The sequence below is a fragment of the Devosia lacusdianchii genome (assembly GCF_022429625.1).
Taxonomy (GTDB): Bacteria; Pseudomonadota; Alphaproteobacteria; order Rhizobiales; family Devosiaceae; genus Devosia; species Devosia lacusdianchii.
The window spans coordinates 1,566,342-1,593,130 of record NZ_CP092483.1; the positions used below are offsets into that span (position 1 = coordinate 1,566,342).

Genomic DNA, 26,789 nt, shown 5'->3' on the forward strand with positions numbered 1-26,789 from the left:
CGCATGGCCCAGAAGAACGACAAATCCAGGAACGGTGTGATCAGCCACGGTCTCGTGGCTGAAAACCGTCGTGCACGCTACGATTACGAGATCGGCGAGACGCTAGAGGCCGGCCTCGTGCTGACGGGCACCGAGGTCAAGTCGCTCCGCCTCGGCAAAGCGCAGATCACCGAGTCCTATGCCTCGCCCGAAAAAGGCGAGTTATGGCTGATCAACGCCCACATTCCCGAGTATCTCCAGGCCAACCGCTTCAACCACGAAGAAAAGCGGCCGCGGAAGCTGCTCGTCTCGCGCAAGCAACTGGCTCACCTCGACCAGGAAGTATCCCGCGCCGGCAACACCATCGTGCCGCTAAAACTGTTCTTCAACGACCAGGGCCGTGCCAAGGTGCTGATCGGCCTCGGCAAGGGCAAGAAGAACTACGACAAGCGCGAAACCGAGCGTAATCGCGACTGGAACCGCGACAAATCCCGCATCATGAAAGAGGGTGGGCGCGGCTAGCTCGCGCACCGCGCCAGGATATCGGCCGTACCGGGCTTCTGGATCACCAGAATATCCGGCGAGGGCCGGGATACGCTCACCGTGCCGTTGAGCCCGCTTAGCAGGGCGTTGAGCGCCGTAGCGTCCGCATTGTCGACGTCGATCCCCAGCCACTTGGCCGCGACCTGCGGGTCGGTATAACTACCGAATTCACTGCCGGCGCGAGCGGTGTAGATCGTCGTGCTCACCGGCTTTCCCTCGGCATTGACACGGCTGGCCTCGAACGAAAATCCGTCGCGAACCGCGATCTGGGTCAGCGACTTCTCGCAGGCCATGGCGAAAAGATCAGGATCGTCACCGGTCGGCTGCAACGCGCCGATCGGGAACCAGTCGCCCGCCAGACCATCCAGCAATTGCCGGCGATAATCCGCCGGATCGGCGTTTGTGCCACCCAGCGTCGCGACCACGTCTGCATACTGGTCAAATACCGTTGCGTCCTGGGCCATGGCCGGCATGGCGCCAAGCAGCAGGCTGGCAACGGTCAAATTGAGTAAGGCGATCCGCATGTGGCTAAAACTCCGCTTTCGCGAAAGCTAGCAGGGCGGCACTCCGGCGACCAGCGTACTAGGTCTCTTCGGTAGTCGGCGCCGCCACCGGCCTTGTGCTGGGCGGACGGCCGACGGTCTTGGCCAGGTCGGCGACGTCGATGAAGAAATCCGCCTGCCGCCGCAGGTCGTCCGAGATCATCGGCGTCGAGGTGGTCAGCGTCGATACCACCGTCACACGCTTGCCCTTGCGCTGCAGCGAGGCCACCAGCGCGGTGAAATCGCCGTCGCCGGAAAACAGCACCATGTGATCATAGTAGGGGGCCAGCTCCAGTGCATCGACGCAGAGCTCGATATCCATATTGCCCTTCACCTTCCGCCGCCCGGCGGCATCAGTGAATTCCTTGGCCGGCTTGGTCACAACGGTGAAGCCGTTATAGTCGAGCCAGTCGATCAGGGGACGGATGGATGAGTATTCCTGGTCCTCGACCAGCGCCGTATAATAATTGGCCCGCAGCAGATAGGCCCGGGCGTTGAAATCGGCCAGTAACTTCCGATAGTCGATGTCGACGCCTATGGCCTTCGATGTTGCGTAGAGATTGGCGCCGTCAATGAAGAGGACGATCTTTTCGCGAGGGTCGATGGGCATACCAAACTCCCGATTGGCGGCGACCCGCCGGAATACATGGCGCTGTCTTGCAGCAGAAATTGCGGCGATTAAGTTCCGCAGCTAACATTAAATTAATTTCGCTACTCGCATGTTTTCGCGCCACTGGCAAGCCTGGGTCCCGCAAAGTCGTTCTGGCAACTCTGCCGGGAGCAGGGGCACGCAAACCTTGTGCCATCCCCGTGCCTCGTGTATGGGAGGCGTTCATTCCATAAGTTTTGGAGACGTCTGTGGCACGCGTCACCGTTGAAGACTGCATCGAAAAGATCGAAAACCGCTTCGATCTCGTTCTCATGGCCGCGCATCGTGCGCGCATGATTTCGTCGGGCTCCCAGATCACTGTCTCACGCGATAACGACAAGAATCCCGTTGTGGCGCTTCGCGAAATCGGCGACGGCGCCATCTCGCCCGATGACCTGCGTGAGGATCTGATCCACTCGCTGCAGAAATATGTCGAAGTCGACGAGCCCGAGAGCCATGCGGCTCCATTGATCGAAAGCGCCGGCGACGACGATTCGATCAATTTCGATACCATCAGCGAAGAAGAACTGCTGCGCGGTATCGAAAGCCTGGCCCCACCGGAACGCCGCGACGACTGATTTTGCTCGTTGGCGAGTATTCAGCACCCTCGGCGCGAGCCGGGGGTGCTTTGTTTTGGGATGGTGCCCGCACTTATGCGATGTCATTCCGGCGAAGGCCGGAATCCTAGCTCTCCATCGCACGCAGCTCGCGGATGAAGGCAGACCTGGATCCCGGCCTTCGCCGGGATGACACCGCGATTGACAACCTCGCCACCCTTCCCATCGCCGCCCAACTCAGATACTCCCCCACCACCCTTCCCATTTTCTTTCAAAGCGCTAAGCTCCAATCTTCGAGCGAGCGGCGACACCTCCCATGATGCGTCAGTATGAGCTTGTCGAACGCGTTCAGGCCTATAACCCGAACGTCGACGAGCAGTTGTTGAACAAGGCCTATGTGTACGCCATGCAGAAGCATGGCTCGCAGAAGCGTGCCTCCGGCGACCCCTATTTCAATCATCCGCTCGAGGTCGCCGCCATCCTGACCGAGCTCAAGCTCGACGACGCCTCGATTGCCGTGGGCCTGCTGCACGACACGATCGAAGACACCGACGCCACCCGCGCCGAAATCGACCAGCTCTTTGGCTCTGAAATCGGCGCCATCGTCGATGGCCTGACCAAGATCGAGCGCCTCAACCTAGTCTCGCGCGAGGAGGCCCAGGCCGAAAACCTGCGCAAGCTGCTGCTGGCCATCAGCCAGGACGTGCGCGTGCTGCTGGTCAAGCTGGCCGACCGCCTGCACAACATGCGTACCCTGCAATACATGCCGCCCGAAAAGCGGACGCGCATCGCGCAGGAGACCATGGATATCTATGCCCCGCTCGCCGGCCGCATGGGTATGCAGGACATGCGCAACGAGCTGGAAGACATCTCCTTCAAGATCCTCCAGCCCGATCACTATGAGGCGATCACCGCGCGGCTCGACGAGTTGCAGACCGAGTATCGCGAGACCATTTCCACCGTCTCCCGCGAGCTCACCGAGCGCCTCGCCGCCGAGGGCATCACCGCCCGCGTCAAGGCGCGCGTGAAGTCGCCGTTCTCGATCTTCAACAAGATCGAGCGCAAGTCGATCGCGCTGGAGCAACTCTCCGATATGATCGGCTTCCGCGTCATCGTGGGCTCGATCGAGGAATGCTACCGCACGGTCGGCGTCGTCCACACCAAATGGAAGGTCGTGCCCGGGCGCTTCAAAGACTATATTTCGGTCCCCAAGCACAACGACTACCAGTCCATCCACACCACCATTGTCGGTCCCGGCCGCCAGCGCGCGGAACTGCAGATTCGCACCGAGGAGATGGACCGTATCGCCGAGTTCGGCATCGCCGCGCACGCCCTCTACAAGGACGGCGCCTCGGCCGATCTCAGCCGCATCGAGAATGAATCGCAGGCCTATGGCTCGCTGCGCTCCACCATCGCGCATCTGACCGCCGGCAATTCAACCGAAGATTTCCTCGAATACACCAAGCTGGAACTGTTCCAGGATCAGGTCTTCTGCTTCACCCCGCGCGGACGGCTAATTGCCCTGCCGCGCGGCGCTACGCCCATCGACTTCGCCTATGCGCTTCATACCGACATCGGCGACACCACCGTTGGCGCCAAGATCAACGGCGCCATCCTGCCGCTGGTGACGCAGCTTCGCTCAGGCGATGAAGTCGAGATTATCCGCGACCAGAACCACCTGCCGCCGCTCAACTGGCTCGGCATTGCCGCGACCGGGAAGGCCCGCGCCGCTATTCGCCGTTCGGTCCGCCATGCCGCCACCCAGCGGGCTCTGGCCCTGGGCGAACATGTGCTCAACATGCTGCTCGAGCGCGAAGGCGTCATGCTCGATGACAGCGAGGCCAAGGCTCTCGCCGAAGCGCTCAACGCCAATAGTCGCCGCGACCTGCTGATTGCTGTTGGCGAGGGCAAGGTCGGCTCGGAGCCTCTGGCCGTCGAGCTTGCCAAGCTCAAGGGCCTGCGCAAGCGCCGCCGCAAGCTCGACCTGCCGGTTGCCGACACGGCCGACGGCTGGTTCGCCCTGCGCGCCACCGATCTGTTCCGCTTCCGCGTCCCCGGCGGCCAGCGCTCTGGCCCGCGCGCCAAGGCGGCCCTAGCGAAACTCGATTTCCACATGCCGGTGACGGTATCGGGGGAGGGGGTCGTTCCCGGCGATCGCCTCGTGGGCATTTTGCAACCCGATAGCCCCATGCTGGTCTATCCGATCCATTCCGACGCGCTAACCGACATGCACGACAGCGATGTGGCATGGGTCGACGTGCGCTGGAACATCAGCACCGCCGATGACAGGCTCTACGCCACCGTCATCACCATGGAGAGCGTCAACAAGCCCGGTTCGCTGGCCCAGATTTCCTCGGCCATCGCCGCCTGCGACGCCAACATCAACAATCTGGTGATGCGGATGATTTCGCCCGACTTTCACCAGATGATCTTCGAAATCGAAGTGCGCGACCTTGCGCAACTGACCGATGTTCTGGCAACGCTCAAGCGCAGTCCTGGCCTTTCGGCCGTGCAACGCGCCGGCATCCGCGAAGCGAGCATGATCTCGACGCTGGAATGGGATGGCAAGGTAGATAAGAGGTTTGCCGATGACGAAAGATGAAGTCCTGAACATTTTCCGCGAATGCGGCGCCATGCTCGAAGGCCATTTCATCCTGTCGTCGGGCCTGCGCTCGCCGGTCTTCCTGCAGAAGGCAAAGGTGTTTCAATACGCCGCCCAGACCGAAAAGTTGTGCAAGGCCCTGGCCGACAAGATCCGCGCCGAATATCCCGGCGTCACCAAGGTCGTGTCGCCCGCCATCGGCGGCATCATTCCCGGTTACGAAACCGCCCGCCACCTCGGCCTTCCCTCGCTCTACACCGAACGCGTCGAAGGCAAGTTCGAGCTGCGCCGCGGCTTCGAGATCGCAGCCGATGACCAGGTCATCATCGTGGAAGACATCGTCTCCACCGGCCTCTCCATCCGCGAATGCGTCGAGGCGCTGCGCGGCATCGGCGCCAACGTCGTGGCCGCCGCCTGCCTCATCGACCGCTCCGGCGGCGAAGCCGATGTCGGCGTGCCGCTGGTGAGCCTGATCGAATACAAAGTCCCCGCGTATCCCGCCGACCAGCTCCCGCCAGAACTGGCCGCCCTCCCGGCTGTCAAGCCGGGCAGCCGCGGCATTCAGGGGGTGAAGTAGTGTCTGGCCCATTGGCCCGCCCACCGGCCGTCACCCTCGGGCTTGACCCGAGGGCTCTGCACTGGCGGGCCGATGGTCAAGTACAGGCACCTCGGGTCAAGCCCGAGGGTGACGCCCTGTGCGTGAACAAGGGACGCTGGCATCCATGATCCTCGGCCTCGGCTCCGACCTCATCCAGATTCACCGCATCGAGCAAACCCTCGAAAAATACGGCGATCGCTTCACCAACCGCTGCTTTACCGAGATCGAACGCCGCAAGTCCGATCGCCGGGCCCAGCGCGCCGCATCCTACGCCAAGCGCTTTGCCGCCAAGGAGGCCTGCTCCAAGGCTCTCGGCACCGGCATTTCCTGGGGTGTCTACTGGCGCGACATGGGCGTGGTGAACCTGCCATCGGGCAAGCCGACCATGCATCTGACCAATGGCGCGGCAAAAGCGCTGGCCCGCCTTGTTCCGCCCGGCCACGTTCCCCACATCCACCTGACCATTACCGACGATGCCGGGCTCGCTCAGGCCTTCGTCATCATAGAGGCACTGCCCGCCGACGCCGTTGACCCGGCCGGAACAAAGGCATAACCGTGCGCTTGCCGCATTTCCGGGGAAATCCATGAGCCAGCCCGTCGACAAGCCCATCAAGAAGTCCGCGACCAATGAATGGGTTGAGACCATCGTCGTGGTGGTCGAGGCGCTGCTGATCGCTATCGTGCTGCGCTCGTTTCTCTACCAGCCCTTCTCGATCCCGACGGCTTCGATGCAGCAGACGATGATGATCGGTGACTACTTCGTCGCCAACAAGTTCGTCTGGGGTTACGGCAAGCACTCCTTCTCGCTCGGCCGCTACGGCGATTTCAGCGCGCTCGATTTCGAGCTGCCGATTTCCAACCGCATCTTTGGCCGCGAACCCAACCGTGGCGATATCGCCGTGTTCCGCCCGGTGCCGCAGAATATCGAATACATCAAGCGCGTCGTCGGCCTGCCGGGCGACACTATCCAGGTTCGTGAAGGTCGCCTCTATATCAATGGCACCATGGTCGAGCGCGAAGAGCTCGGCACCGCGCAGGATACCGATAGCGAAGGCCAGACTCGCGAAGTCACCGTCTATCGCGAGACCTTCCCCGAGGGTACGACCCACATCATCCAGGAAATCTCCGACACTGCGCCGCTCGATAACACCCAGGAATACGTGGTTCCGGCCGGTCACTATTTCATGATGGGCGACAACCGCGACCGTTCCGCCGATAGCCGCGTGCTCAGCCAGGTCGGCTATGTCCCGGCGGTCAATCTCATCGCGAAGGCCGAAGCCCGCTTCTTCTCGATCAAGGACAATATTCCGCCCTGGCAGCTCTGGCAGTGGCCGGCCAACGTCCGCTGGGACCGCATGTTCCAAGGCGTGTCCACCGACAAGCCCTACGACACCACGCCGTGAGCCGAGGCGCGCGTAACCACGACAAGCTCCAGTTCCGGTTAGGCTACAAGTTTGCCGATCCGGACCTGCTTGATCGCGCGCTCACCCATTCCAGCTTTGTCTCGCCCGCCAAGCGCATCGAGCGCTCATACCAGCGTCTCGAATTTCTCGGCGATCGCGTGCTCGGCCTCGTCGTGGCCGACATGCTCTATCGTCGCTATCCCAAGGCCAACGAGGGCGAATTGAGCCGCACGCTCAATACCCTCGTGCGCAAGGAAACCTGCGCCATCATCGCCCGCACCCTCGATCTGGGCGGCGAACTCAATCTCGGTGACAGCGAAGCCCGCACCGGCGGGGCCGAGAAGGAAGCCATTCTCGGCGACGTCACCGAAGCTGTCATCGGCGCCATTTATTGCGATGGCGGCCTTGGCAAGGCCTATGAATTCGTCGAGCGCATGTTCGAAGAATTCCTCGCCGACGGGCAGGCCAACAAAGCTGACGCCAAGACCACGCTCCAGGAATGGGCCCAGGCCCGCGGCCTCGAGCCCCCCACCTATACCCAGACCGAGCGCACCGGCCCCGACCACGCGCCCGAATTCACCATCTCCGTCACCCTGGGCGATTTCGAACCGCTGAGCGCCACCGGACCTTCCAAGAAGATCGCCGAACACAAGGCCGCCGAGCTGTTCCTGATTTCCCAGAAGGTGTGGCCGAAAACCTGATAGGCTTGCCTCAATGAACACACCATCCGAACTGGCCGATACCTCCTGCGGCTTTATTGCTCTCGTCGGCGCGCCGAACGCCGGCAAGTCGACGCTGCTCAATTCGCTCGTCGGCACCAAGGTCTCCATCGTCACCCACAAGGCACAGACCACCCGCAGCCAGGTCCGCGGCGTGGTGACATTGGACAAAGCCCAGCTGGTCTTCATCGACACGCCCGGCATCTTCGCGCCTAAGCGCCGGCTCGACCGCGCCATGGTCGATAGCGCCTGGGGCGGGGCAGGGGATGCCGACCTCGTCGCCCTCATCGTTGATGTTGATCGCGGCCTGACGCCAGAACTCGAAAAGCTGATCGAGGGCCTCGACAACATCAATCACCCGCGCATCCTGATCCTCAACAAGATCGACACGATCAAGAACGAGGAATTGCTCAAGCTCTCCGAAGCCATCAACGCCAAACTGCGCTTCGAAGCCACCTTCATGATTTCGGCCCTCAAGGGCTACGGCGTCAGCGATTTTATGGATTGGTGCATCAAGCACATTCCGCCCGGCCCCTGGCACTTCCCAGAGGATCACCTCACCGATCTCACCATGGCCATCACCGCCGCCGAGATCACCCGCGAAAAGCTGTTCCTGCGCGTCCACGACGAGATTCCGTACAATTCCACGGTCGAAACCGAGAGCTTCAAGATCCAGAAGGACGGCTCCTACAAGATCGACCAGGTGATCTACCTCTCGCGCGAAAGCCACAAGAAGATCGTGCTGGGCGCCGGCGGCCAGACCATCAAGGCCATCGGCGCCGAGAGCCGCAAGGAATTGATGGCCATGTACGAGGTGCCCATCCACCTCTTCCTGTTCGTCAAGGTCCGCGAAAAATGGGGCGACGACCCGGAACGCTACCGCGAAATGGGGCTAGAATACCCGCACGGTAAGGGCTAAGGCGATGGCCGAGTGTCATTTCCAAATGCAATCAAAAAGCATGCACCAGAGCTTGTAATCCTCGCGCTTTGTGCGGCGTTCTAATTGGCGTGATGTTGCCGGGCCCTCCCAGCCGATACGCAGTTGCAATGCTCGTTTTGATAACGGTCGGGCCGATGATATCGGCCGTACGGATAGCGCGGACTCTTTTGGGAAGGGCTGAGGCGGTACCCTCCTTCAGAACCTCCTTGGACGTGGCTTTCGCCGCAAGGGCATAGGCGGCGTCCCTCAACTTGCAGCAATGTAGTTTGACATATTGGCTTCGACGCCCAGCGTCTTGAGAAACGCCTCCGGATCGAAGCCACTGCCTCGCCGCTTCTCCATCATGGCCGCTTTCGCCTTGGCGAAGGCCTGTTCGTGTTCCCATTCGACCACTGTCACCACATTGAAGCGGTCGGAGCCGGAATGCCGTTCCAGAATCAGGTTCTGTAGGCAGCCGGTCTGTTCATCGAGAAAGTCCTTGGTTTCCTGTACCTTGGCCATGAACTCCGTGTGCGCCGCCTGCGGCACGGCGAAGCTGTCGATGCGAAAAACGGAAGAATTTGGCTGTTGCGTAGAGGTGGTCATGTCTGGTCTCCATAGAGCGGGGATATCGAATTGCCTTCAGTCGCGCTGAATTGACAGCATGATGTCAACATGGAGTTATGATGTCAATATGAGTTCGACTGACGCAAAAGCTGCCCGTGCCCTCAGCGCCCTGTTTCTCGACATTTTCCGCGCCAATGCGCGTTTGGTGTCGGCAGGCGATCAACTTGTTGCCCCGCTCGGCCTCACCAGCGCGCGCTGGCAGGTTCTGGGCGCTGTGGCCATGGCGGCCGTGCCTCAACCGGTAGCCCATATCGCGCGCGATCTGGGCACGGCGCGGCAGGGCGTGCAGCGTCTGGTCAACGAGTTGCTGGAATCCGGCTTCGTGCAATTGGAAGACAATCCCCACCATCGCCGGGCCAAGCTGGTCTGCATGACGGACCAGGGCAGGGACGCCTTCCGCGCCATTCACAAGCTGCAAACGCCGTGGGTGGAGACACTGGTGCAGGGCATGGACACCGGCGAAATAGCCGTTGCCGCCCAAATCCTTCAAACCTTGCGCACGCGCCTAGAGCAGACCAGCAGCGAGCCAGCCGACTGATGGAATGGACCGGTGAAGCCCTTCTGATCGGTGTTCGCCGCCACGGCGAGACGTCAGTCATCGCCGAGGCCATGGTGGCCGGCCGTGGCCGGCATCTCGGCCTCGTGCGCGGCGGCCGCACGCGCCGGCTCGCGGCCGTGCTCCAGCCCGGCAACACCATCCAGCTCACCTGGCGTGCCCGTCTCGAAGATCAGCTCGGCATGTTCACTGTCGAACTGCTGCAAGCCCGTGCTGCCGCCCTGATCGAGGATCGCACCCGGCTCTATCTCAGCCAGCTCGTCTGCGAGCATTTGCGCCTGCTTCCCGAACGCGACCCGCATGATCGCCTCCTCGCCATGGCTCTGCGCCTCGTTGACAATCCGCCCGATGGCGCCGAGCTCGCCCGCTTCGAACTCGCCGTGCTCGACGACCTGGGCTACGGCCTCGATCTCGCTTCCTGCGCCGCCACCGGCACCACCATCGACCTGACCCACGTCTCCCCCAAGACCGGTCGTGCCGTGTCCCGAACCGCGGCCCAGCCCTATCTCGATCGCCTGCTGCCGCTGCCCAGCTTCCTGACCACGCGCGGCAATGCCGGGCCGGATGATATTGCCGATGCGCTGCGGTTGACCGGGCATTTCCTCGACGCGCAGGTGTGGGGGCCGCGCGACATCGCGACCTCCCCAACCCGCCAGAGCCTGATCGATATTCTCAGCCGCAAGGACTAGGCGGCGTCCGCCGCTTTCGCTGCACCAAACAAGCTCCGGCCAATGGCTTGTACTCGCTCCAACTGCGCATCCCAGGTCGCGCCTGACGGCATCAGCAGCTCTGACGTCGCCACCGGCGCTCCGCAATAGTTGAAAATGCCATGATCGATCTGGGTCTTCATGGCGCCGAAATAGCCGTGCCGGGCATAGGTCCGAGCGTCGGCGCCGGCCAGCGCCACCAGATGCACCGGCAGATGGCCCAGCCTCTTGATCAGCTTGCCGTCCGAGGTCTCGGCATAGGCCCAACCATTGGCGAAGACCCGGTCGATCCACCCCTTGAGCACGCCGGGCATCGACCACCAATAGACCGGATAGACCAGCACCAGCGCATCGGCGCGGTCGATCCGCGCCTGTTCCCGTGCCACGTCGGCGGGTGGGGTGGCAACTTCCATGTGAACGGAAATATCGGCCGCAGTGAATCGCGGGTCGAAGCCCTCCGCGCTCAGATCGGCGATCTCGAAGGTGTTTGTCCTGTCCGCTTCGACAATACCGGCAGCTATCCGCGCCGCCAAAGCATGGGTCAACGATGCGCGGTCGGGATGCGCGAAGACGATAAGTGCGTGCATGATGTTGGCTCCTTGCTAGCCAGCCGGATAAGTTATATACTATTAGTAGGCTACTTTTGGTACATAACGATGTCAAGCAGCGACAATGTTCTTCGGGGCGGGCCTCCGCGTCAGCGCCTCTCACGCGAGGATCGCTATGCTCAGCTGGTGCGCACCGCCTGGCAGGTGATCGGCGAAGAGGGCACTGACGCGCTTACGCTCGGTCGGCTGGCCGAACGGTCGGCGGTCAGCAAGCCAGTGGTTTACGACCATTTTCCCACCCGTCCGGCACTGCTGGCCGCGCTTTATCAGGATTTCGACCAGCGCCAGGCCATCATCATGGACGCTGCGATTGCCGCCAGCGAACCGACGCTCGCCGGGCGGGCTTTGGTCATTGCTGCGTCCTACATCGAATGCGTGCGCGAGCAGGGGCGCGAGATACCGGGCATTATCGCCGCCCTGGCGGGCTCGCCTGAACTCGCCTCTATCAAGCGCGAATACCAGGCCAGCTTCATCGAAAAGTGTCGCGCCGATTTGGTACCATTCACTGGCGGCCGGCCTATCGGCGCACCGGCGCTCTGGGCCATGCTCGGCGCCGCCGAGGCCCTGTCGGAAGCGGCTGTCAACGGCGATATCTCTATCGAACAGGCAAGGGACGAGCTGTTCGACACCATCATCGGCCTGGTTGAGCGAAGCGCCGGGAACAAACCGACCACCGTCGAACGCTAAGTCCCCATCGGCATCCGCTGCTACTCCCTCCCAGCCTCCCGGTGCCGCGCAGCTCCGAGCACCGGCCGGCCGGACGAGCCTTCCCGGTCCCCGAGGCGACGATCGTCTCACTAAAATTTACTTATGGGGCGAGAACCGCTTCGGGGTCCGCTCGCTGCCATCTTGGCATGCGCCTATGATTGGCAACCGCATCACAGGCGGTGTGTCTTCACGCCTATAACCCGTGCAAAACCCAGTGTTTCCGCACAAATCTGGTCCTGCCCGCTATAGTGATTTCCTGATTCGTTCTCCCGGAATGCCTGCCGATGTCTGATAGCGATACCCTCCCGCCTGCCGACGACCAGCGCGTCGTTGACCTCAAGCAGGCGCTTGAGGAGCGGTACCTCTCCTACGCCCTGTCGACCATAACCCAGCGTGCATTGCCCGACGTGCGCGATGGGCTCAAGCCCGTGCACCGCCGCATCATTCACGCCATGCGTCTGCTCAAGCTGGCGCCCAACGAGGGCTACAAGAAGTCCGCGCGTATCGTCGGCGACGTGATCGGTAAGTTCCACCCGCATGGCGATCAGTCGATCTACGACGCCCTGGTCCGCCTGGCGCAGGACTTTGCCCTGCGTTACCCACTGGTCGACGGCCAGGGCAATTTCGGCAATATCGACGGCGATAACGCCGCCGCGATGCGTTACACCGAAAGTCGGATGACCGATATTACGATGCGCCTCCTTGAGGGCATCAGCGAAAACGCCATCGACTTCAAGCCGACCTATGACGGCGAAGACGAAGAGCCGGTCGTCCTGCCTTCGAACTTCCCGAACCTGCTGGCCAACGGCTCCACCGGCATCGCCGTGGGCATGGCGACGTCGATTCCGCCGCACAATGTCGCCGAACTCTGCGACGCTGCACTGCATCTTATCAACGTCAATCCAAATGCTTCCGCCCACGACCTGACTCAGTTCGTGAAGGGCCCGGACTTCCCCACGGGTGGCATTCTGGTTGAATCAGCGAGCTCGATCGCCCATTCCTACGAGACCGGCCGCGGCTCGTTCCGCTTACGCGCCAAGTGGAACATCGAAGAGACCGGCCGCGGCGTCTATCTCATCGTCGTCACCGAAATTCCCTACGGCATCCAGAAGTCGCGCCTGGTCGAGAAGATCGCTGAACTGCTGCTGGCCAAGAAGCTGCCGCTGCTGAAAGACGTACGCGACGAGAGTTCGGACGATATCCGCCTCGTTCTCGAGCCGCGCGCCCGCACCGTTGATGCGGTGATCCTGATGGAGCAATTGTTCAAGACCACCGATCTTGAGACCCGCTTCCCGCTCAACCTCAATGTGCTCGATCGCGGCGCCGTACCCAAGGTGATGAGCCTGGCCCAGGCCCTCAAGGCCTGGCTCGAACATCGCAAGGAAGTCCTCGTTCGCCGCAGCCAGCACCGGCTGGAACAGATCGCCCACCGCCTCGAAGTGCTAGCCGGCTACATCATCGCCTACCTAAACCTCGACGAGGTGATCCGCATCATCCGCGAAGAGGATGACGCCAAGGCGTCACTGATGAGCACGTTCGAGCTGACTGACGTACAGGCCGAAGCCATCCTCAACATGCGTCTGCGCTCCTTGCGCAAGCTCGAAGAAATCGAGCTGCGCAAGGAACATGCCGACCTCACCGACGAGAAGGGCCATCTCGAAGCTTTGCTCGCTTCTGACAAGCGCCAGTGGGGCAACATCAGCAAGGAAATCGAGGCTCTCAAGAAGGCCTATCCTCTGCTCAACCCCGATGGCTCACGCCACGCCCTGGGCAGCCGCCGTACCGAATTGAAGGACGCGCCCAACGCTGACCTTTCCGAAGTCACCGAAGCCTTCATCGAGCGCGAGGCGATCACCGTCATCCTTTCGGAAAAAGGCTGGATACGTGCCCCACGCGGCCATGCAGTGGAAGTCAATGACGAGAAGGGTTTCAAGGCCGGCGACCGCCTCAAGCTTTCCATTAAGTGCGAGACCACTGACAAGCTGCTCATGCTCACGACCGGCGGCAAGGTCTATACCCTGGCTGGCGACAAGCTGCCGGGTGGACGCGGGCAGGGCGAGCCGGTCCGCATCATGGTCGATATCGAGGAAGGCCAGGATATCGTCGATATTTTCGTCTATCGCCCCGGCCAGAAGCGCATCATTGCCTCGTCAGCAGGTTACGGCTTCATCGTCGGCGAAGACGAGATGATCGCCAATACCCGCAAGGGCAAGCAGATCCTCAATGTCGGCGCCCCCGACGAGGCCGCATTGCTCGTGCCCTGCGCGGGCGACCGTGTCGCCGTTATCGGCCAGAACCGCAAGCTCTTGGTCTTCCCGCTGGTTCAATTGGCCGAAATGGGCCGCGGCAAGGGCGTCCGGCTGCAGCGCTACAAGGATGGCGGCATTTCTGACCTCAAGACCTTCTATGCCGCTGATGGCCTCACGTGGATAGACAGCTCCGGCCGCACCTACACCAAGCCAATGGAAGAACTCACCGATTGGCTCGGCGACCGCGCCACGGCTGGCCGCCAACCGCCTAACGGTTTCCCGAGGAACAACAAGTTCGTGGGGTAGAACTCGGTCTACCCCTCTCCCCTCGGGGGAGAGGGACGGCCTGACGCGTTCAGCGGAAGGCCAGGGTGAGGGGTACTGCGTCATCCCATGCCAGACACGAAGAAAGAGACCCCTCATCCGCCCTTCGGGCACCTTCTCCCACAAGGGGAGAAGGGAAAGGAGCCGCCAATGATCCGCCACTGCGTCTTCTTCAGGTTCCGCTCCGGCGTCAGCAAGGACGAGCGCGCCGAAATCTATGCCGGCCTCAACGCCCTGGTCGGGCAGATCGACGGCCTGCTCAGCGCCACCTTCGGCCCCAACACTTCGCCCGAAGGCCTGGGGCAGGGCTTCGATGACGGCTTCATCATGGACCTCGCCGACGAAGCCGCCCGCGACCGCTACCTCGACGACCCAGCCCATAAAGCCGCCGGCGCTCGGCTCGTCGCCGCGCTGGAAGGTGGTGCGGAAGGACTTCTGGTGTTCGATATGAAGCTGGATTAGAGCCCAGGCGCGCCATTCCACCGCTCGTCACCCTCGCGGATCGAGCATCGGTCCTTCACTCCACCGAAAACGTAAACACCACCGGCAGATGGTCACTCGCCGTCGGTCGCCCCGCATGCAGCTCATGCACCACGATGCCGCCTCGCGTCATCACATGGTCCAGCGGCAGGAACGGGATCGTCTCGCGCCAGGCTCTCAGGTAGTACCAGCTCATCGGATAGGTCAGCAGGTTCATCGTCTGCCGGACCAGCCCGGTCCGAGCCACGAAATCCCGCAGCGAATACGACCACGGGGTCGAATTGAAATCCCCGGCGAGGATCACCGGCCCCTCGATGCTGTCGACCAGCGCGGAAAGTGCGCTGAGCTGGTCGCGCTGCCGCTGCACGGGAATCGGCCAATCGATATGCGTCGTTACCACCGAGAACGGCTTACCGTTCGGCGACTGGAACGTCGCCAGGATGTGTGCCGTCCGTGTCGTGCCATAGGCATTGTTCGGGCACGCTCCATCCTGCACCTGCTCGAATGGCAAGCGCGAATAGAGCCCCAGATTGGCGCGCTTGCCGCCCCGGCAGCGCACGAAAAACGGATACTCCGCCAGCAGCAGCGGATGCAATTCCGTCGCCTGCTCGCCGAAATACTCCTGGAACACGATGATATCGGGCTGCTCGGCCAGAATCGCCGCCTCGACCTTCTCCATCTCGTAATTCATGCCAAAAAGGTTGTGCGTCATCATTGTGACGGTGCCGGTATCCGGCGCGGCGGGCCGCTGCTGCATGGAACCCACGAATTCGGGCACCATCACATTGGCAGACGCGGCAACGCCGACCAGGGCATAGATCATCGCAAAACTGCGCCGGCGTCCGCGCAGCGCAATCGCCATAATGGCCAGACCGATCAGCGTGCCCGGCAACAGGAAAATCTGCGCATGATTGAGCAGGTCGAGTTCGGGCACGGCAAAGCCGAACAGCGCCAGCATCGACAGTGTCGCGACGCCCAGAGCGCCAAGCACCAGCCCAAGCCGGACCAGCTTCAACAGAAATGACATGAGAATAATCCGGGCGGCGGGAACGACGATGCGATCTCACCGACACTTATGGCCCAATGATGGCGCCGGCAAACCGAAAACCTGCGCGGACCGGATCAGTCCAGCAGGCACCAGCCCAGCGTACCGCGCTGCACCTGCAATGGGCGGAACTGTGCCTTGTAGGCCATCTTCGGGGAATCCTTCACCCAGTAACCCAGATACACGTAGTTGAGCCCGGCCGAGCGAACTTGTGCGATATGGTCGAGGATGAGGAAGGTGCCCAGGCTTCGCTGCGCCATGTCGGGGTCGTAGAACGAGTACACCATCGACAGACCGTCGGGCATCACGTCGGTCAGCGCCACCGCGACAAGCCGCTGCTCCGGATCGTCCCGCAGGCGATACTCCACCAGCACCGATTGCACCGGCGTATCCTCGACCATGTACTCATAGTCGACGAAGCTCATCTGGTTCATGCCGCCACCGGCATGCCGGGATTCGAGGTAGCGCTTGAACAGGTCGTATTGTTCGCTCGTCGCGGTGGTCGGGCGCACGGCGACAACCAGGTCGTCATTCTTGCCCTGCACGCGGCGATAACGCCCCGATGGCTCGAATTCCCGCGCCACGATGCGCACCGACTGGCAGGCATTGCAGCCCTCGCAGGCGGGGCGATAAATGAGATTCTGGCTGCGGCGGAAACCGTTTTCGCTCAGCAGATGGTGCAGACTCGACGCTCGCCGCCCGGTCAGGTGGGTAAAGAGCTTCCGCTCCTGCTTTCCCGGTAGGTACGGGCACGGCATCGCGGCCGTCAGGAAGAGCTGGGTGGTTTCGGGCGTCTGGTCGGTCATCGAAGACCCTTGCGAACAATCAGGGGAATGTACTCCCCCCAATCACCGCGGGCAACGTCTCAGTAGGCTTGGCTGGTCCGCGCCGAATGGCTCTGCCAATGGCGCACCATCGGCGAGCGGCGCAGCATCAGGGTGCCGGTGATCAGGTCGTGGATCATCTGCCGGCGCGGGGTGAACAGCGCGAAGAGGAGTGACAGTGGCCAGGAAATCCAGGTCGTCAGCCAGAACACGCCGGCGTGGATGAATGCCATCCAGCCATCCAGTGGCTGCCCGCGAGTCGGGGTCAGCACCAGGTCCATGGCCTGCATCCCCAGCGTAGCCCGCTTGGCCGAGCCCAGCGTCGCGCCATAGTAGAGCACGATCGTGGCCGGGACGACGAAGACCAGCGCCAGCCAGGCCAGCCCGAAGGTCAGGAAGCCTGCAAGCAACCCGACGAAGGCAAAGGCCAGGACCATCAGCCCCATGACGAACAGGTCGATGAAGAACGCAAGCACCCGCCGGGTCAGCACACCCTCGAACAATTCGGGGGCGGTGGCAGGGTCGGGCAGGCTGGGGCGAATGGTCTCGGTCTGGCTCATGACCGAAACATTGTAATGGATGGGGCGCGGTGCAAGAGGGTAGGGCACACAAAAGTGACCTACCGGCCCAGCTCCCGGGCCACCTCCAGCGCAAAATAGGTCAGAACGCCATTGGCCCCGGCGCGCTTGAAGGCGTGAAGGCTTTCCAGGATTGCCCCTTTGCGATCGATCGCACCGGCCGCCGCCGCCATCTCGATCATCGCGAACTCGCCGCTCACCTGGTAGGCGTAGATGGGAATGTTGAAATTGTCCCGCGCCCGCCGCACGATATCGAGATAGGGCAGGCCGGGCTTGACCATCACGCTGTCAGCGCCTTCCTCGATGTCTTGCGCGATTTCGCGCATGGCTTCGTCGGAATTGGCATAGTCCATCTGGTAAGTCCGCTTGTCGCCCTTGAGCCGGCTGCCCGACCCCACGGCCTCGCGGAATGGCCCGTAATAGTAGGACGCATACTTGGCCGCATAGGCCATGATCTGCACCTGCTCGTGCACCTCACCATCCAGCGCCTCGCGAATGGCGCCGACCCGGCCATCCATCATATCCGACGGCGCGATAATATCGGCGCCGGCCTTGGCCTGCACCAGCGCCGAGCGGATCATCGCCGCGATGGTCTCGTCGTTGAGGATTTCCCCGTCGCGCACCAGCCCATCCTGGCCGTCGGAGGAATACTCATCCAGCGCCACATCGGCGATCAGCCCGATTTCCGGCACCGCGCTCTTGATCGCGCTCAGCGCGCGGCACATCAGATTGTCCGGATTGTAAGCCTCCGCACCATTCTCGCTGCGCAGGTAGTCCGGCGTATTGGGGAACAGCGCCAGCGCCGGTATCCCCGCATCCCGCGCTGCCCGCGCAGCTTCGACGCACAGATCGACACTGAGCCGGTCGACACCCGGCATGGTGCGGATCTGCGTCTTCTCATTGTGGCCGTCGATCACGAACAGCGGCCAGATCAGGTCCGATGGAGTCAGCACGGTCTCGCGTACCATGGCCCGGCTCCATGCCGTCCGTCGCGTCCGGCGCAGCCGCCGCCCGCCGAGAAAATCCATGTCATGCTTCTGCCAATCGTCGGACATTGCCGTCTCCTGTCTTGGCCGGTTCAATATCAGGGCCAAACCGCCCGTCCAAGCTCCGGCTTGTCGCATCCGCCATGGAGGGCTAGAAAACCGCCATGGATTTCAATGCCCAGTCGATCAGTATCTACATTCGTGTCGTCGCCATCATTAGCTTGCTGTTGGGCCTCAACGATGCGGCGCGCCTGCTTGGCGTCAATCTCGGCCCCGTCAGCCCCATCGCGACCATGGGTATGACCGGCTTCGTCTACCTGGCCATCTTCGCGCTCGCCCGACTGTTTGCCGCTGTCGGCCTGTGGATCAAGGCCAGCTGGGGCGCCGTACTGCTCGTGGGCGCCACTGGCGTCGAGCTTTTGCTCTACCTGCTGGGCAATACCGATGTGCGCATGTCGGCCTTCGGCTTCGCCGTCCGGCTCGTGCTGCTGGTCTCCATCCTCATCATCTTCATACTAAGCATCCGCTCGAGCCGCGCCCGCGCCGCCGATTAGGCCGGATGGAACTGCTCGATCGTGATCTCCTCCGCCAATGCATCCTGCGGCGCGCCGAAGCTGGTGACCGTGGTGAACCAGCGCGTCGTTTGCCCGCCCATGCTGAACTCAAGCGGCAGCAGCACCGCGCCACGCCAATGGCTGCGCACCGTCGATAGCTCCGAGGCGCCCGGCTGCGCCATAGCCCGGCGCAACACCGCGCCCATCGCCGATTGCGGCCCATGGCGCCGCACGCCTTCGCGCATGCGATGCAGCAGGTACTCGGCCACATCCACCCAATTGAGGATCGAATCCCGCACCGGACCGGGCTGGTAGACGTAATCCACCAGGTTGATGGTTCCCAAATCCTCCGGCTGCGCCCCCACCATCGCCATGGCTGCCGGGCTGGCATCGAGAATGTTGAACGCCATGTCGAGCACCAGGGCAGGGTAGGGCTCATGCGCCTTCAGCAGCAGCGCCGCCGCCCGCCGCACTTCGGCCATCTGCTCGCTGTGCCAGTCACTGTCGCCGAACTGCGGTGCAAAGCCCGCCGCGCCCAGCATGGCGTTGCGTTCGCGCAGGGGCAGGTCCAGCGCTTCGGCCAGCCGCAACACCATTTCCGCGCTCGGCTTGGCCCGCTCGGATTCGATGAACGACAGGTGCCGTGTCGATACGTCGGCACTCAGCGCCAAGTCGAGCTGGCTCATTCCGCGCAGCCCGCGCCATTCCCTCAACATCGTACTGAACATGATGATCTCCGATTTCGTCCAATCATGTACCTGACCGGTCGCGCATTCCATTACCTACCACGTAATTGAGACCATGACGTCGTGGCGGCAATCTGGGGCCATCAACAACCCGACCACGGAGAAACGCCATGACGACCCAGGTTCAAACCCTTCCCCGCCTCCACCCGCGTGCCGTCTACTGGCTCGATGCGGCTGTCTCGTTTGCCATGGGTGTGGCGGTCGCGGCCATGGCCGGCCCGCTGACTGCGCTGGCCGGCTGGCCGATGCCCACCACCTTCCTGCTGCTGGTCGGCCTAATCCTCATTCCCTGGTCCGCCTACAACCTGTGGACGGCCCGCGCCGCCAGCGTCGGCGGCGCAGCCTTCGCCGTACATCTTGTCGTGGACGTCGGTTGGGTGGTGGGCAGCGTCGCGCTGCTGCTCGCTTATGCCGATACCATCACGCCACTGGGCTTCGCCCTGATTGCAGCGCAGGCTGTCGCGGTTGCGGGCGTTGGTGTGATCAAGCTGATCGGCGCCCGCGCCTTGCTCGCATGACCTGCCGCGGAAGGACGGCCTCGGCCGCCCTTCACACCCTCGTAAGGTTACAATTTTCTATACCGGTGTAACGAAGAATAAAGCCAAATTCTCATTGCATTCCAGTAAGATGCTTTTAATCACGCTGCTTAGGGCGATCTTAGTTGGGGCGCCGTAGTTTGGCCTCATGAGATGCGAAAAATCGCACAGACTGCAAAACAGTGAGGCACAAATGGCAATCAAATCCAACGCAGCCGAGGCAATGGTCCCGGAACGTCCGCAGAGCCTGAAGCCGCTTTATCTGGAAGCTGTTTCCCGGGTCGAGCGTCTTCACCGCCGCCTGCTTGATCTCATCAAGGATGAGTTCGACCGCATGGGGTGGGATGATATCAACCCGGTCCAAGCCCTGCTGATGTTCAACATTGGCGACGCAGAGCTGACCGCCGGCGAGCTCCGCTCCCGCGGCTACTATCTCGGCTCCAACGTCTCCTACAATCTCAAGAAGCTGGTTGAAACCGGCTACATCTTCCAGGAACGCTCACGTTCCGATCGCCGCTCGGTCCGCATCAAGCTGACCCCGAAAGGCGAGGAAGTAGCCGAAGTGATCGACGAGCTCTATGACCGCCACCTCAAGTCCATCGACAAGGTCGGCGGGCTGGGCGACGACGAATTCGACGGCCTCAACAAGGCCCTCGCACGCCTGGAGCGCTTCTGGGTCGATCAGATCCTCTACAAGCTCTAAGGCCTGCAACACGTATCTGTTGCCGCCATGCCACACCTCTAAGCAAACGCCGGTCCCTGGGGCCGGCGTTCTTATTTGTGCCGCAAACCGGGGCGAATGGCCTTGTTACGTGGTTTGAAACCATTTCCCGCGTATTCATGGTTCCCAAAGTCTAAAAGCTTCACACTCGCTTGACCGCGTTGTGAGCTATGGGACGCGATGGTAAAAACCGGCTCTGCTTCGGCGGTGACATTTTTCGGGTGACTTAATGCGGCTGAATCGACGTTCTCTCCTCCGCTCCATGGCCCTCGCCGGCGCAAGCGCGGCCCTGCCAGCAGCGGCTCTCGGGCAGGAAGGTGAATCCATCTGGGATATGTTCGCGCGCAATCGCGTGCTCCGTGATGCGGACCAGGGCGGCAATAGTGTCGCCGCCGAGGCGTTGATCGCCACCAACGAACCCATTCTGTCGTTCGATACCGCCTACAACCTCCAGCTCGCCATTTCGCAGTACGAGCCCTTCGTGGCTGCCGGCGGATGGGAAGAAGTCCCGCAGGAAGCCTATGGTCTACTGCTCGGCCATTCCAAGCAGGCCGTTATCCAGCTCAAGCGCCGCCTGATTTCGTCCGGCGACATGCCCATGGTCGAGAACGTCAACGACTTGTTCGATGCCGATACCGATCGCGGCGTCCGCACCTTCCAGGCGCGTCACGGCCTAGTCCTCAATGGCCAGGTCGACGAAGCCACCTGGTACGCCATGAACGTGCCGGCCCAGACCCGTCTCAATCAGCTTTATCTCAATGCCCAGCGCGTCCAGACCATGGCCGCCAACCTTAGCCCGCGCTACGTGGTGGTTAATATTCCGGCCGCCACCATCGAGGCGGTGAATGACGGAATGGTTGAGCAGCGCCATACCGCCGTGGTGGGCCGCGTCGAACGCGCCACCCCGATTATGGCCAGCAAGATCAGCCAGATCAACTTCAACCCCTACTGGCATGTGCCCAAGTCGCTGGTCCGTCAGGACCTGACCAAGTACATGATGGAGAACCCCAACTATCTGACTGAACAGAACATTTTCATCTACGATGGGGCGGGCAACAAGGTCGATCCGCAGTCGATCAACTGGGCCAACATCACCGATACCGAAGTGGGCTATATGTACCGCCAGGAGCCTGGCGCGGCCAACTCGATGGGCCATTGCAAGATCAACTTCTACAACCCCTACGATTGCTACCTGCACGACACCCCGACCAAGGCACTGTTCGGCGAGAATGCCCGCTTCCACTCCTCGGGCTGCGTCCGCGTCGACGGCGTCAACCAGTTGGTCAACTGGCTGCTGCGCGATAATGGTGATTGGGACCAGCAGAAGGTCGATATGACCTTCGAGTCGCTGCAGCGTCTGGATGTGGAATGCCAGGGCCGCGTCCCGATCCACACCACCTACATCACCGCCTGGGCCAACCGCCAGGGTACCGTCAGCTTCCGCGACGACGTCTATAAGTTTGACGAGCAGGGCAAGGTGACCTTCGAGGAAACCGCCGCCTGATAAGTTCAACGCCCTCCCATCGGAGGGCGTTTTTGTTTGATCCGAGAATCCGTTACTGTTCGCCGAGGAGGGCGCGCCATGGCGGGTGAGGTCTATTTCGAATTCGTCCAGGTCGGTCAACAGATGCGCGTCGCCGCCATCGATGCCGATTCCGGCACCGAAGTCGTGGTCATCACGCCGGTCAGCGCCACCAAAATCCAGATGCAGCAGATGGCATTGGCCAAGCTCCGTAAGAAGCTTGCCGCCGCGGCACCAGAAACGCCGCTCCGGTTATTCTAGGCACGAAGTATTGCTGCTTTGGTCGAACCCGCCATTGCCGAGCGGCGCGGGGGTCCAAAGGACCGCCAAACGGCCTTGCTCTCGTCGGCTCGCCTCAGCCAAATTCCGGCTGCGCTTCAATGAGTCGGACCTTCGCTCGCAGAGGCGCTCAGGAGCCCGACTATGATCAAGATGAGTGTCTACTATCCGGCCGCTGGCGGCTCGAAATTCGATCACGACTACTACCGCACCCGCCACATGCCGCTGCTTCAGGAAAGGCTCGGCGATGCCTGCCTGCGCTACGAGATCGACAAGGGCATTGCGGGCCGCGAACCCGGCAGCGCACCAGGGTTCGTTGCGGCATGTCACGTTTATTCGCCGAGTGTGGCGATATTCGAGGCCGCGCTGGCTCCCCACCGCGCCGAGATCAGTGCCGACGTTGCCAACTATACGGACATCGCTCCGATCGTGCAGATCAGCGAAGTCGTTGAGGGGTAGACGCTTCGGCGTGTCGGCCGGAGCGAAATTACCGCGCTCCGGCAACGCCTTAGCCGCTCCCGCTACAGATTGCAGCGGTGCCGATACCCGTCATAGCCGAGGAACGTATCCGTCCGCTCGTCGTAGGAGCGATACCGCGCGTAGCATGCATCGACATGGCTGCTGCCATACGAGCGCCGGATCACCCGGTCACCGCCGGAATTCGCCAATGCGCTGCCGAGGATGGCACCGAAGGTGAAGCCGAAAATGCCTGATGCCACCGAGTCGAGACCGCTGCGATTGCGACGATAGAACCGGTCGTAATCACCACTGCTCCAGTTGCCGCCATAATAGCCGCCGCAGTCATAGTCGTTGGGGTAGCGGTCGCAATAGGTACGGATCACGCGGTCGCGCTCGCTGTAGCCGAACTGGATGACCTGCGCCTGCGCTGGCGCAATGCTTGAGACGACCAGCAGGCCTGACAGGACTGCCGCCGTGATTCCTGCGAGTTTCTTGTTCATTTCTGTCTCTCCAATGCCGCCCGCGGCCGGAAGAAAGAGCCGGTCTGTTGTGCTTAATGCGCAGGGCAGGGCACTGGTTGCGTCCCTTTGTCCCTTCCCATCTCGCTCCTTCTGCGGCATAACTCTGCCGTTCGCGCGACTGGCGAGAAGAGATGGGGAACCATCGGGGAACGCGAACCTTGAAGAGCCGCTCGCCTGGGCATCCATCCGCAATTCGGGGAGCCCCCATGAGTCCAATTCACTACCCAGCTCACCTATGCCGGCCTTGGAATCGCATGTTGCGACGTGATAAGGCCACATCCACGCCGACCCGTTTCGTTCCTTGCGAGGTAATTGTCCCATGAGCGCCGCCACGTCACTCCCGCTCTTTCCGCAATTCTTCTCCAACGCCGTCGGCGACACGGATCCGGAACTGGCCGCGGCCATCCGCAACGAGCTCGACCGCCAGCAGAACGAGATCGAGCTGATTGCCTCGGAAAACATCGTTTCCCAGGCGGTGCTCGAGGCGCAGGGTTCCGTCCTCACCAACAAATACGCCGAGGGCTACCCGGGCCGCCGCTACTATGGCGGCTGCCAATTCGTCGACGTGGCCGAAACGCTCGCTATCGAGCGCGCCAAGCAGCTCTTCGGCGTCGAGTTCGCCAATGTGCAGCCCAATTCGGGGTCGCAGGCCAATCAGGGCGTCTATCAGGCGCTGATTCAGCCCGGCGATACCATCCTCGGCATGTCGCTTGATGCCGGCGGTCACCTGACCCATGGCGCCAAGCCCAACCAGTCCGGCAAGTGGTTCAACGCCATCCAGTACGGCCTGCGCAAGCAGGACGGCCGCGTCGACATGGACCAGGTCCGCCAGCTCGCCCGCGAGCACAAGCCCAAGATGATCGTTGCCGGCTTCTCGGCCTATTCGCGCGTCATGGACTGGGCGGAGTTCCGCGCCATTGCCGATGAAGTCGGCGCCATCCTTTTCGTCGACATGGCCCATGTGGCCGGTCTCGTTGCTGGCGGTGTCTACCCCAGCCCGTTCCCGCATGCACATGTCGCGACCACCACGACCCACAAGACCCTGCGCGGCCCGCGCGGTGGCCTCATCCTCACCAATGACGAGGACATCGCCAAGAAGATCAACTCGGCGATCTTCCCAGGCATCCAGGGCGGCCCGCTGATGCATGTCATCGCCGCCAAGGCCGTGGCCTTCAAGGAAGCCCTGCAGCCTGAGTTCAAGGCCTATGCCCGTCAGGTTGTCGCCAATGCGCATATCCTGGCCGAAACCCTGGTCAAGGGCGGCGTCGACATTGTCAGCGGCGGCACCGACAATCACCTGATGCTCGTTGATCTGCGCCCCAAGGGCCTGACCGGCAAGGCGACCGAAAAGGCGCTCGAACGCGCTCACATCACCTGCAACAAGAACGCCGTGCCCTTCGATCCGGAGAAGCCCGCCATCACCTCGGGCGTGCGCCTGGGCACCCCGGCCGGCACCTCGCGCGGCTTCGGCCTGGCCGAGTTCCAGCTCATCGGCGAGCTGATCATCGAAGTGCTCGACGGACTCAAGGAAAACGGCGAGGAGAACAACAGCATGGTCGAGGCGCAGGTTCGCGCCAAGGTGAAGACCTTGACCGACCGCTTTCCGATCTACGGCCAGTAAGGTTCCTCATGCGCTGTCCCTATTGCGGAAATGACGATACGCAGGTCAAGGACAGCCGGCCGACCGAGGATTCCGGCGCCATTCGTCGCCGCCGCGTCTGTAATGGATGCGGCGGTCGCTTCACCACTTTCGAGCGGGTGCAGCTCCGCGACCTGACCGTCGTCAAGAAGAGCGGCCGCAAGGTCCCCTTCGATCGCGAAAAGCTCGCCCGCTCCGTCTACACCGCCCTGCGCAAGCGCTCGGTTGAACCCGACCGCATCGAGCGCATGATCTCGGGCATCGTCCGCCAGCTCGAAAGCCTGGGCGATGTCGAAGTCACCTCCGACCAGATCGGAGAATACGTCATGGACGGCCTAAAAGGCCTCGACGACGTGGCCTTCGTCCGTTTCGCTTCGGTTTACAAGAACTTCTCGGCGGCCGACGACTTCCGCAATTTCCTGGCCGAGCTGGCCGAGGGGCAGGGCACCCTGCGCGAAGACGATTGACCACCGCCACCTCAGAAGACCTGCGCTGGCTTGATGCCGCGGCGCGCTACGCTATGCCCTTCCTCGGCACCACCGCTGACAATCCGACCGTCGCCGCCCTCCTGGTCAATGCCTCGAACCAATCGCTGATTGCCCGCGCCGTCACCGCGAAAGGCGGTCGCCCCCATGCCGAGGCGCAAGTGCTCGGTGCGGCGGGTTTCGACGCCGCCGGCAACACGCTCTACCTCACGCTCGAGCCGTGTCACCACTGGAGCCGCACCCCGCCCTGCGTCGATGCCATCGTGCGCTCCGGCGTCATGCGCGTGGTCATCGGCGCTGCTGATGGCGACCCCCGCCATGCCGGCGAAAGCATCAAGCGCCTCGAATCCGCGGGCGTGGAAGTCGTGCTGGCCAATCACGCGCCCTCGATCGCGCTGCACGCCGGCCATTCGACGCGCGCGAGCCTCGGCCGTCCGCTGGTGACCGCCTGCCTCATCGTCTCCGCCGATGGCATGATCGGCCGTCGCGACGGGGGCAGGGCAGATCTCGGCACCGCCGCTGCCCACAATTGGCTCGACACCATGCGGGCCCGTTCCGACGCCATCCTGATCGGCTCCGGCACCGCCCGCAGCGACGATCCGCACCTCACCATCCGCCTGCCGGGCCTGCAGTCGCGCACACCGCTGCGCGTCGTCCTCGCCGGCCGCACCGGCATCGATCGCCAGGTGAATCTGATTGGTGGCTTCTCCGGCTATCGCACTGCAATCATTGCCGAAACCGGTTCAACGATCGACGCGCCGGCCTCGGTCGAAACCATCCGGATTGCCGGCGCCAAGGATCGTCCCGATCTTGGCAAGGCGCTCACCGCGCTCGGCGATCGCGGCATGCAGAATGTGCTGGTCGAGCCCGGTCCCCGCCTCACGGCGGCGCTGCTCGAAGCCGACCTCGTCGATCGCTTCGCCCTCATCACCAGCCCGGTCACCATCGGCGACACCGGCATCGCCGCCAGTCCCGATGGCGCTATCGAGCGGGTGCTTGATGCGGTCGGTCTTGTCCCCGGTGACCAGCAGGCGCTGGGCGAGGACGTGCTCACCCTCTACCGGCGGCCTGCATAGCCGCTCTGCCCCTATTGTATTGAAGTTCCCGCGCGGGACGACTATGGA

32 protein-coding genes and 1 riboswitch are annotated in these 26,789 nt (G+C 62.4%); of the genes, 22 read left to right on the forward strand and 10 right to left on the reverse strand.

All coding sequences use genetic code 11. The features are described from left to right. Positions 1-3: 3 nt before the first annotated feature. Positions 4-501 (forward strand): SsrA-binding protein SmpB, encoded by a 498-nt coding sequence (gene smpB, locus MF606_RS07460; RefSeq protein WP_240233179.1) that lies wholly within the window; start codon positions 4-6, stop codon positions 499-501. On the opposite strand, the gene MF606_RS07465 is transcribed toward smpB, so the two are convergent. Beyond that, positions 498-1,046: a hypothetical protein gene (locus tag MF606_RS07465; protein ID WP_240233180.1), complete on the reverse strand. Its 549-nt coding sequence runs from the start codon at positions 1,044-1,046 to the stop codon at positions 498-500. The genes smpB and MF606_RS07465 overlap by 4 nt on opposite strands. Positions 1,047-1,104: 58 nt before the next feature. Further along, the gene (locus tag MF606_RS07470) at positions 1,105-1,674 is read right to left on the reverse strand and encodes a LabA-like NYN domain-containing protein (RefSeq protein WP_240233181.1); all 570 of its coding nucleotides are present in this window, start codon (positions 1,672-1,674) and stop codon (positions 1,105-1,107) included. Between the two features lie 248 nt (positions 1,675-1,922). On the opposite strand from MF606_RS07470, the gene rpoZ reads away from it, so the two are divergent. The 7 genes from rpoZ (at position 1,923) to era (ending at position 8,511) form a co-directional block, all read left to right on the forward strand. Further along, positions 1,923-2,291 (forward strand): DNA-directed RNA polymerase subunit omega, encoded by a 369-nt coding sequence (gene rpoZ, locus MF606_RS07475; protein ID WP_236897445.1) that lies wholly within the window; start codon positions 1,923-1,925, stop codon positions 2,289-2,291. A gap of 295 nt (positions 2,292-2,586) precedes the next feature. Beyond that, a complete protein-coding gene (locus MF606_RS07480; RefSeq protein ID WP_240233182.1) occupies positions 2,587-4,872 on the forward strand; it encodes a RelA/SpoT family protein in 2,286 nt (761 codons plus the stop codon). Then, entirely contained in the window at positions 4,859-5,449 is a 591-nt protein-coding gene (pyrE, locus tag MF606_RS07485; protein ID WP_240233183.1) for an orotate phosphoribosyltransferase, read from the forward strand. The genes MF606_RS07480 and pyrE overlap by 14 nt, the downstream gene beginning before the upstream one ends. A gap of 145 nt (positions 5,450-5,594) precedes the next feature. After that, complete coding sequence (gene acpS / locus MF606_RS07490; protein WP_240233184.1) at positions 5,595-6,023, forward strand: holo-ACP synthase; 429 nt, start codon at positions 5,595-5,597, stop codon at positions 6,021-6,023. Between the two features lie 31 nt (positions 6,024-6,054). Next, a complete protein-coding gene (gene lepB, locus MF606_RS07495; RefSeq protein ID WP_240233185.1) occupies positions 6,055-6,873 on the forward strand; it encodes a signal peptidase I in 819 nt (272 codons plus the stop codon). Further along, the gene (gene rnc, locus MF606_RS07500) at positions 6,870-7,574 is read left to right on the forward strand and encodes a ribonuclease III (protein ID WP_240233186.1); all 705 of its coding nucleotides are present in this window, start codon (positions 6,870-6,872) and stop codon (positions 7,572-7,574) included. Before lepB ends, rnc begins: the two co-directional genes overlap by 4 nt. A 13-nt stretch (positions 7,575-7,587) precedes the next feature. Beyond that, positions 7,588-8,511 (forward strand): GTPase Era, encoded by a 924-nt coding sequence (gene era, locus MF606_RS07505; RefSeq protein WP_240233187.1) that lies wholly within the window; start codon positions 7,588-7,590, stop codon positions 8,509-8,511. A 267-nt stretch (positions 8,512-8,778) separates the two neighbouring features. Here the strand turns inward: era and MF606_RS07510 are convergent, their stop codons facing one another. Further along, complete coding sequence (locus MF606_RS07510; RefSeq protein WP_240233188.1) at positions 8,779-9,117, reverse strand: antibiotic biosynthesis monooxygenase; 339 nt, start codon at positions 9,115-9,117, stop codon at positions 8,779-8,781. Between the two features lie 88 nt (positions 9,118-9,205). On the opposite strand from MF606_RS07510, the gene MF606_RS07515 reads away from it, so the two are divergent. Both MF606_RS07515 and recO read left to right on the forward strand, forming a co-directional pair. Beyond that, a complete protein-coding gene (locus MF606_RS07515; RefSeq protein ID WP_240233189.1) occupies positions 9,206-9,676 on the forward strand; it encodes a MarR family winged helix-turn-helix transcriptional regulator in 471 nt (156 codons plus the stop codon). Then, entirely contained in the window at positions 9,676-10,383 is a 708-nt protein-coding gene (gene recO, locus MF606_RS07520; protein ID WP_240233190.1) for a DNA repair protein RecO, read from the forward strand. The genes MF606_RS07515 and recO overlap by 1 nt, the downstream gene beginning before the upstream one ends. Here the strand turns inward: recO and MF606_RS07525 are convergent. After that, positions 10,380-10,988, reverse strand: coding sequence for an NAD(P)H-dependent oxidoreductase (locus tag MF606_RS07525; RefSeq protein ID WP_240233191.1), 609 nt, complete (start codon positions 10,986-10,988; stop codon positions 10,380-10,382). The genes recO and MF606_RS07525 overlap by 4 nt on opposite strands. 69 nt (positions 10,989-11,057) lie before the next feature. Here MF606_RS07525 and MF606_RS07530 point away from each other — a divergent pair, with 69 nt between their 5' ends. From MF606_RS07530 to MF606_RS07540, 3 genes are all read left to right on the forward strand, one after another. Next, positions 11,058-11,696 carry a TetR/AcrR family transcriptional regulator gene (locus MF606_RS07530; protein WP_240233192.1) on the forward strand — a complete coding sequence of 213 codons (639 nt, stop codon included), beginning with the start codon at positions 11,058-11,060 and terminating at the stop codon, positions 11,694-11,696. Between the two features lie 305 nt (positions 11,697-12,001). After that, positions 12,002-14,272: a DNA topoisomerase IV subunit A gene (parC, locus tag MF606_RS07535; RefSeq protein WP_240233193.1), complete on the forward strand. Its 2,271-nt coding sequence runs from the start codon at positions 12,002-12,004 to the stop codon at positions 14,270-14,272. A 168-nt stretch (positions 14,273-14,440) separates the two neighbouring features. After that, complete coding sequence (locus MF606_RS07540) at positions 14,441-14,752, forward strand: Dabb family protein (protein ID WP_240233194.1); 312 nt, start codon at positions 14,441-14,443, stop codon at positions 14,750-14,752. Positions 14,753-14,807: 55 nt separating this feature from the next. Here MF606_RS07540 and MF606_RS07545 read toward each other — a convergent pair whose 3' ends face one another. The 4 genes from MF606_RS07545 to hemB form a co-directional block, all read right to left on the reverse strand. Beyond that, positions 14,808-15,797 (reverse strand): endonuclease/exonuclease/phosphatase family protein, encoded by a 990-nt coding sequence (locus MF606_RS07545; RefSeq protein ID WP_240233195.1) that lies wholly within the window; start codon positions 15,795-15,797, stop codon positions 14,808-14,810. Between the two features lie 95 nt (positions 15,798-15,892). After that, positions 15,893-16,621 carry an arginyltransferase gene (locus MF606_RS07550; RefSeq protein ID WP_240233196.1) on the reverse strand — a complete coding sequence of 243 codons (729 nt, stop codon included), beginning with the start codon at positions 16,619-16,621 and terminating at the stop codon, positions 15,893-15,895. A 59-nt stretch (positions 16,622-16,680) separates the two neighbouring features. Further along, a complete protein-coding gene (locus tag MF606_RS07555; protein ID WP_240233197.1) occupies positions 16,681-17,199 on the reverse strand; it encodes an RDD family protein in 519 nt (172 codons plus the stop codon). Positions 17,200-17,258: 59 nt separating this feature from the next. Then, on the reverse strand, positions 17,259-18,272 hold the full coding sequence (hemB, locus tag MF606_RS07560; protein ID WP_240233198.1) for a porphobilinogen synthase: 1,014 nt from the start codon (positions 18,270-18,272) through the stop codon (positions 17,259-17,261). Between the two features lie 95 nt (positions 18,273-18,367). On the opposite strand from hemB, the gene MF606_RS07565 reads away from it, so the two are divergent. Then, positions 18,368-18,757, forward strand: coding sequence for a DUF6163 family protein (locus MF606_RS07565; RefSeq protein ID WP_240233199.1), 390 nt, complete (start codon positions 18,368-18,370; stop codon positions 18,755-18,757). Here the strand turns inward: MF606_RS07565 and MF606_RS07570 are convergent. Next, positions 18,754-19,485: an MmyB family transcriptional regulator gene (locus MF606_RS07570; protein ID WP_240233200.1), complete on the reverse strand. Its 732-nt coding sequence runs from the start codon at positions 19,483-19,485 to the stop codon at positions 18,754-18,756. The genes MF606_RS07565 and MF606_RS07570 overlap by 4 nt on opposite strands. 128 nt (positions 19,486-19,613) lie before the next feature. On the opposite strand from MF606_RS07570, the gene MF606_RS07575 reads away from it, so the two are divergent. From MF606_RS07575 to MF606_RS07595, 5 genes are all read left to right on the forward strand, one after another. Continuing rightward, positions 19,614-20,021, forward strand: coding sequence for a hypothetical protein (locus MF606_RS07575; RefSeq protein ID WP_240233201.1), 408 nt, complete (start codon positions 19,614-19,616; stop codon positions 20,019-20,021). Positions 20,022-20,232: 211 nt separating this feature from the next. Further along, entirely contained in the window at positions 20,233-20,742 is a 510-nt protein-coding gene (ldtR, locus tag MF606_RS07580) for a transcriptional regulator LdtR (protein WP_056229202.1), read from the forward strand. A 247-nt stretch (positions 20,743-20,989) separates the two neighbouring features. Next, on the forward strand, positions 20,990-22,264 hold the full coding sequence (locus MF606_RS07585; RefSeq protein ID WP_240233202.1) for a L,D-transpeptidase family protein: 1,275 nt from the start codon (positions 20,990-20,992) through the stop codon (positions 22,262-22,264). Between the two features lie 78 nt (positions 22,265-22,342). After that, positions 22,343-22,543 (forward strand): DUF6898 family protein, encoded by a 201-nt coding sequence (locus MF606_RS07590; protein WP_240233203.1) that lies wholly within the window; start codon positions 22,343-22,345, stop codon positions 22,541-22,543. Positions 22,544-22,705: 162 nt separating this feature from the next. After that, complete coding sequence (locus tag MF606_RS07595) at positions 22,706-23,020, forward strand: EthD family reductase (protein WP_240233204.1); 315 nt, start codon at positions 22,706-22,708, stop codon at positions 23,018-23,020. Between the two features lie 62 nt (positions 23,021-23,082). Here the strand turns inward: MF606_RS07595 and MF606_RS07600 are convergent, their stop codons facing one another. Then, positions 23,083-23,520, reverse strand: a complete 438-nt coding sequence (locus MF606_RS07600; protein WP_240233205.1) for a BA14K family protein — start codon at positions 23,518-23,520, stop codon at positions 23,083-23,085. A 125-nt stretch (positions 23,521-23,645) separates the two neighbouring features. Then, positions 23,646-23,728: riboswitch (ZMP/ZTP riboswitch) on the forward strand. A 132-nt stretch (positions 23,729-23,860) separates the two neighbouring features. On the opposite strand from MF606_RS07600, the gene glyA reads away from it, so the two are divergent. The 3 genes from glyA to ribD are packed head-to-tail and all read left to right on the forward strand — an operon-like array spanning position 23,861 to position 26,741. Next, positions 23,861-25,162, forward strand: a complete 1,302-nt coding sequence (glyA, locus tag MF606_RS07605; protein WP_240233206.1) for a serine hydroxymethyltransferase — start codon at positions 23,861-23,863, stop codon at positions 25,160-25,162. Between the two features lie 8 nt (positions 25,163-25,170). Continuing rightward, complete coding sequence (gene nrdR / locus MF606_RS07610; RefSeq protein ID WP_240233207.1) at positions 25,171-25,647, forward strand: transcriptional regulator NrdR; 477 nt, start codon at positions 25,171-25,173, stop codon at positions 25,645-25,647. Further along, positions 25,644-26,741 (forward strand): bifunctional diaminohydroxyphosphoribosylaminopyrimidine deaminase/5-amino-6-(5-phosphoribosylamino)uracil reductase RibD, encoded by a 1,098-nt coding sequence (gene ribD, locus MF606_RS07615; protein ID WP_240233208.1) that lies wholly within the window; start codon positions 25,644-25,646, stop codon positions 26,739-26,741. The genes nrdR and ribD overlap by 4 nt, the downstream gene beginning before the upstream one ends. Positions 26,742-26,789 lie beyond the last annotated feature (48 nt).